The organism is Pseudoxanthomonas sp. LjRoot204_2, from assembly GCF_056175765.1.
Genome location: NZ_JBGFFG010000332.1, coordinates 1 through 3835 on the forward strand (window position 1 = coordinate 1; position 3835 = coordinate 3835).

Genomic DNA, 3835 nt, shown 5'->3' on the forward strand with positions numbered 1-3835 from the left:
GTGCTGCCGGTGACCGCCGCGCAGTGGAAGTTCCTGCTGGCGCTGGAGTAATGCGCATACCCTCGGGCGTGGTCCGCGTGCGCTCCCGCAGACATCATTTTCCTGTTGAGAAGACACCATGAGCGAAGCAAAGCGCCTGGCTGGCGAAAAGGCCATCGAGTTCGTCGAGGACGGCATGATCGTCGGTGTCGGCACCGGCTCCACCGTGGCCTACTTCATCGATGCGCTGGCCGGCATCAAGGACCGCATCAAGGGCGCCGTCTCCAGCTCGGAGCAGAGCACGGCACGCCTGAAGCAGCATGGCATCGATGTGCTCGACCTCAACCACACCGGCACGCTGTCGCTGTATGTCGACGGTGCCGATGAGTGCGATCCGCACAAGCGGCTGATCAAGGGCGGCGGCGCGGCGCTAACGCGCGAGAAGATCATCGCCGAAGCCAGCAAGCAGTTCGTCTGCATCATCGACCCCAGCAAGCAGGTGCCCGTCCTCGGCCGTTTCCCGCTGCCGGTGGAAGTCATCCCGATGGCACGCAGCCTGGTCGCGCGCGAAATCCTGGCGATGACCGGCGGCCAGCCCGTATGGCGCGATGGCGTGACCACCGACAACGGCAACGTGGTGCTCGACATCCACAATCTGTCGATCACCGATCCGGTGGCGATGGAGCGCGAGATCAACCAGATTCCCGGCGTGGTCAGCGTGGGGCTGTTCGCCCGCCGCCCCGCGGACATCGTGATCGTCGGTGGCGAACCACCGATCGTGCTGGGCTGAGGAAGAGGACCGCCGTGTCCGTCGCGCGCACCCTGTCGTTAGCCGGCCTGATGGTCGCGGCCGGCATGGCGACGGCCCGTGATCCCGTGCTTGCGCCACCGAGCCAGGCCTTGCCGCCCTCGGTACAGGCGATGCGCGACGATCTGCAACGCATCGTCGCGGCGCGCGACGTGCAGGCATTGCGCGCCCGCGTCCGCGATGCCACCACGCTGAGCTTCGGTGGCGATACCGGGCCCCAGGGCTTCGATGCCTTGTGGTTGCGCGATGCCGATGCCACGCGCGAGCTGTGGCGGATACTCGAGGAGGTCCTCGCCCTGCCCGGAGTGGCCAGGCAGGAGGATGGCGAGGCGGTGTACTGCGCGCCGTATGTGTACTGCCTGCCCTACCCGGGCGATCCGGACGTCTTCKAAGCGCAGGTCGTGCTCGGCCGCGATGTCGCCGTACGGGCGAAACCCGATCTCGCGGCACCCGTCGTCACGCGCGTCAGTCATGCCGTGCTGACGCGCGTCGACGACGCGGTCGACGGCGCCGGCGATTCCGCGTGGACGCGTGTTCGCCTGGCATCGGGCCAGGAGGGCTACATCGCCACTYGGCTGCTGCGTAGCCCGATCGACTACCGCATCTCCCTGGTCCGCGAAGGCGCGCGCGGGTGGGCGTTCCAGTATTTCGTCGCCGGCGACTGAGCGCGCCGGGGTCTTCAGCTGTTGTCGGATAGCGCCCTGACCAGATCGCCGACGAGGTCGCGCTTCTTCGGCGACAACTTCAGGAACGTATCGATGACCTGGCGCTCGCGACTGCCGACACCGGACGGCCATGGCGATCGCGTCTCCGCCACCCGCGAACGCGAGGGTGAGCCGAAGCGAAGCGCATGCGGCTCCACTCCCAGCAGGTCCGCGATCACCTGGAGCTTGTCCTGCGCCGGGATCGCGCCCGCCCTCAGCCAAGGTGACACCGTCTGGAATGTGACGGAACGACCTCGGTAGTGGCTGTTGAAGAGATGGAACAACACTTTCGGCCGCGCTTCGTACCCCGCCTGCTGCATGGCGTTCGCCAGTCGTTGCGAGAATTTTTCGCGCTCGTTGCCCATGCCGGCCACGTTAGCGGCGTGAAGTCACACATATTCACTATCCACGTGAATTGACGCGCACTTTTTGAGTTCATACAGTGCGGCGCACCGCGCACGTCGGATGACAGTCACGACACGCATGCGCGACAACGGACACAAGGAGCTTCCGATGACACCGAAGGATCGCAACACGCACGACATCCCACCGCGCGCCGAGACCAGCGACGTTCCGCACACGATGTTCGAAGCCGCAGCACCACCGCTCGACGATGCCCTGTACGTTCTGCAGGCCGCACCGGGCCACAGCCTGGCCGACCCCGGTCTCGCACGGCTGACACCCGGCGGTCTCGATCGCCTGTTCCTCGCCGCGCGTCGCCAGGCCGAACGCAACCACGACAGCATCCTGTTGCTGCTCGACCTGCTGCAGCTCTCCCAGCCGGCGGACGCCACGACGCATCGACGACTGATGCCCCGGGTCGTCCGCCAGCTGCGACACCACGTGGAGGACCAGCACCGCTGGCAGGCGCTCGCCGACAACGCCGCCTACTACCGCGACAACCGTCGGGTCGCGGAGCGCGTGGCCGAGCGGCTGGCGTGCGGGTGACGCGGTCCCCGCGGCGGTCGGCGCTACACTGGCGGCTCCCTGATGACGCCGGATGTCGACATGCGCCTGCCCCCGTGGTCCGTTCTCGCCCCCGCCCTGCTGCTCAGCGCCTGTGCCAACGGCGGCCCCTGGGTCGAAGTCGGCGGCGAACGCTTCACGGTGGAGATCGCCGACGATGACGCCGAGCGCGCACGCGGCCTGATGTTCCGCGACGAGCTGGCCGCCGGCACCGGCATGCTCTTCATCCACGACGCCGAAGAACCGCAGGCCTACTGGATGAAGAACACGCGCATCCCGCTGGACATCCTGTACTTCGACGATGCCCGCAAGCTGGTCACCCAGCAACGCAACGTCCCGCCCTGCTCCGGCGGCGACAGCTGCCCCTCCTATCCCAGCGACCAGCCCGCCCGCTACGTGCTGGAACTGAATGCCGGCGAAGCCGAGCGGCTGAAGCTCAGGGACGGTGCGGAAATGGAGTTGGGCAAAGGCATTCCGCCTGTCCGCTGAGGCTTGATTGTCGCGACGATTGGCCGCAGTCTGTGGCCATGGGGGATCGACTGACATTGCCGGAATGGAATGCGTTGGCCAGCCAGGCGGACGACACCGTACCGCTGCTGGAAACCGCGCTTCTGATTGCGCGCGACGAGTACCCCGACCTGGACGCCGATCTCTACGACACGCTCGTCCAGAGCCATGCCGAACACCTGCGCCACGAGATCGACACGATCGAGCCGTGGCCGCTGAAGATGGCGGCCATCAACCGGCACCTGTTCGACGAGCTGGGCTACACCGGCAACCACGACGAGTATTACGACCCCCGCAACAGCTACCTCAACCAGGTGTTCGAACGCCGGCTGGGCAATCCGGTGTCGCTGGCGATGGTGCAGATCGAAGTCGCCCGCCGGCTCGGCGTGCCGCTGGATGGTGTGTCCTTCCCTGGTCATTTCCTGGTCCGCCTGCCGGTGGACGACGGCCTGCTGGTGATGGACCCGTTCAATGGCGGGCGGCCGCTCGGTGTGGACGAGCTGCGCGAACGCGCCAAACCCCACCTGGGCGGCGACGTTCCGGACGATGCCGCGCTGCTGCACATCCTCAATCCCGCCTCGCCGCGCGCCATCCTCGTGCGCACGCTGCGTAACCTGCATGGACTGTATGCCGAGCGGGAGGAATGGGACCGCGCCGCCCGCAGCGCCGACCGCGTGCTGAAACTCACGCCCGACCAGCCCGACGCCCTGCGCGACCGCGGCCTCGCCTACCTGAAGATGGACTACAAGGCCGGCGCGCAGCGCGACCTGGCCCGCTACCTGCACCTGTCGCCGGAAGCGAACGATGCCGCGGCGATGCGCGAACAGCTGATCGAGCTCAACGCGGCGCGTACATCGCGGATGCATTGATG

At 67.2% G+C, this 3835-nt stretch carries 6 protein-coding genes; 5 read left to right on the top strand and 1 reads right to left on the bottom strand.

The annotated features are described in order from the left end of the window. Positions 1 to 118: 118 nt before the first annotated feature. Both rpiA and AC04L7_RS14115 read left to right on the top strand, forming a co-directional pair. Positions 119 to 769: a ribose-5-phosphate isomerase RpiA gene (gene rpiA, locus AC04L7_RS14110; RefSeq protein WP_296278176.1), complete on the top strand. Its 651-nt coding sequence runs from the start codon at positions 119 to 121 to the stop codon at positions 767 to 769. Between the two features lie 14 nt (positions 770 to 783). Next, positions 784 to 1452 carry an SH3 domain-containing protein gene (locus tag AC04L7_RS14115; protein ID WP_475513240.1) on the top strand — a complete coding sequence of 223 codons (669 nt, stop codon included), beginning with the start codon at positions 784 to 786 and terminating at the stop codon, positions 1450 to 1452. A 14-nt stretch (positions 1453 to 1466) separates the two neighbouring features. Here the strand turns inward: AC04L7_RS14115 and AC04L7_RS14120 are convergent, their stop codons facing one another. After that, positions 1467 to 1856 (bottom strand): hypothetical protein, encoded by a 390-nt coding sequence (locus AC04L7_RS14120; RefSeq protein WP_436000301.1) that lies wholly within the window; start codon positions 1854 to 1856, stop codon positions 1467 to 1469. Between the two features lie 148 nt (positions 1857 to 2004). Between AC04L7_RS14120 and AC04L7_RS14125 the strand changes: the two genes are divergently transcribed. From AC04L7_RS14125 to AC04L7_RS14135, 3 genes are read left to right on the top strand one after another with little or no spacing between them, the layout of a single operon-like run. Further along, positions 2005 to 2439 (top strand): hypothetical protein, encoded by a 435-nt coding sequence (locus tag AC04L7_RS14125; protein WP_436000303.1) that lies wholly within the window; start codon positions 2005 to 2007, stop codon positions 2437 to 2439. 60 nt (positions 2440 to 2499) lie between these two features. Then, positions 2500 to 2946 (top strand): DUF192 domain-containing protein, encoded by a 447-nt coding sequence (locus AC04L7_RS14130; RefSeq protein ID WP_299346782.1) that lies wholly within the window; start codon positions 2500 to 2502, stop codon positions 2944 to 2946. A 38-nt stretch (positions 2947 to 2984) separates the two neighbouring features. Continuing rightward, a complete protein-coding gene (locus AC04L7_RS14135; protein WP_296278171.1) occupies positions 2985 to 3833 on the top strand; it encodes a SirB1 family protein in 849 nt (282 codons plus the stop codon). The last annotated feature ends 2 nt before the right edge of the window (positions 3834 to 3835 follow it).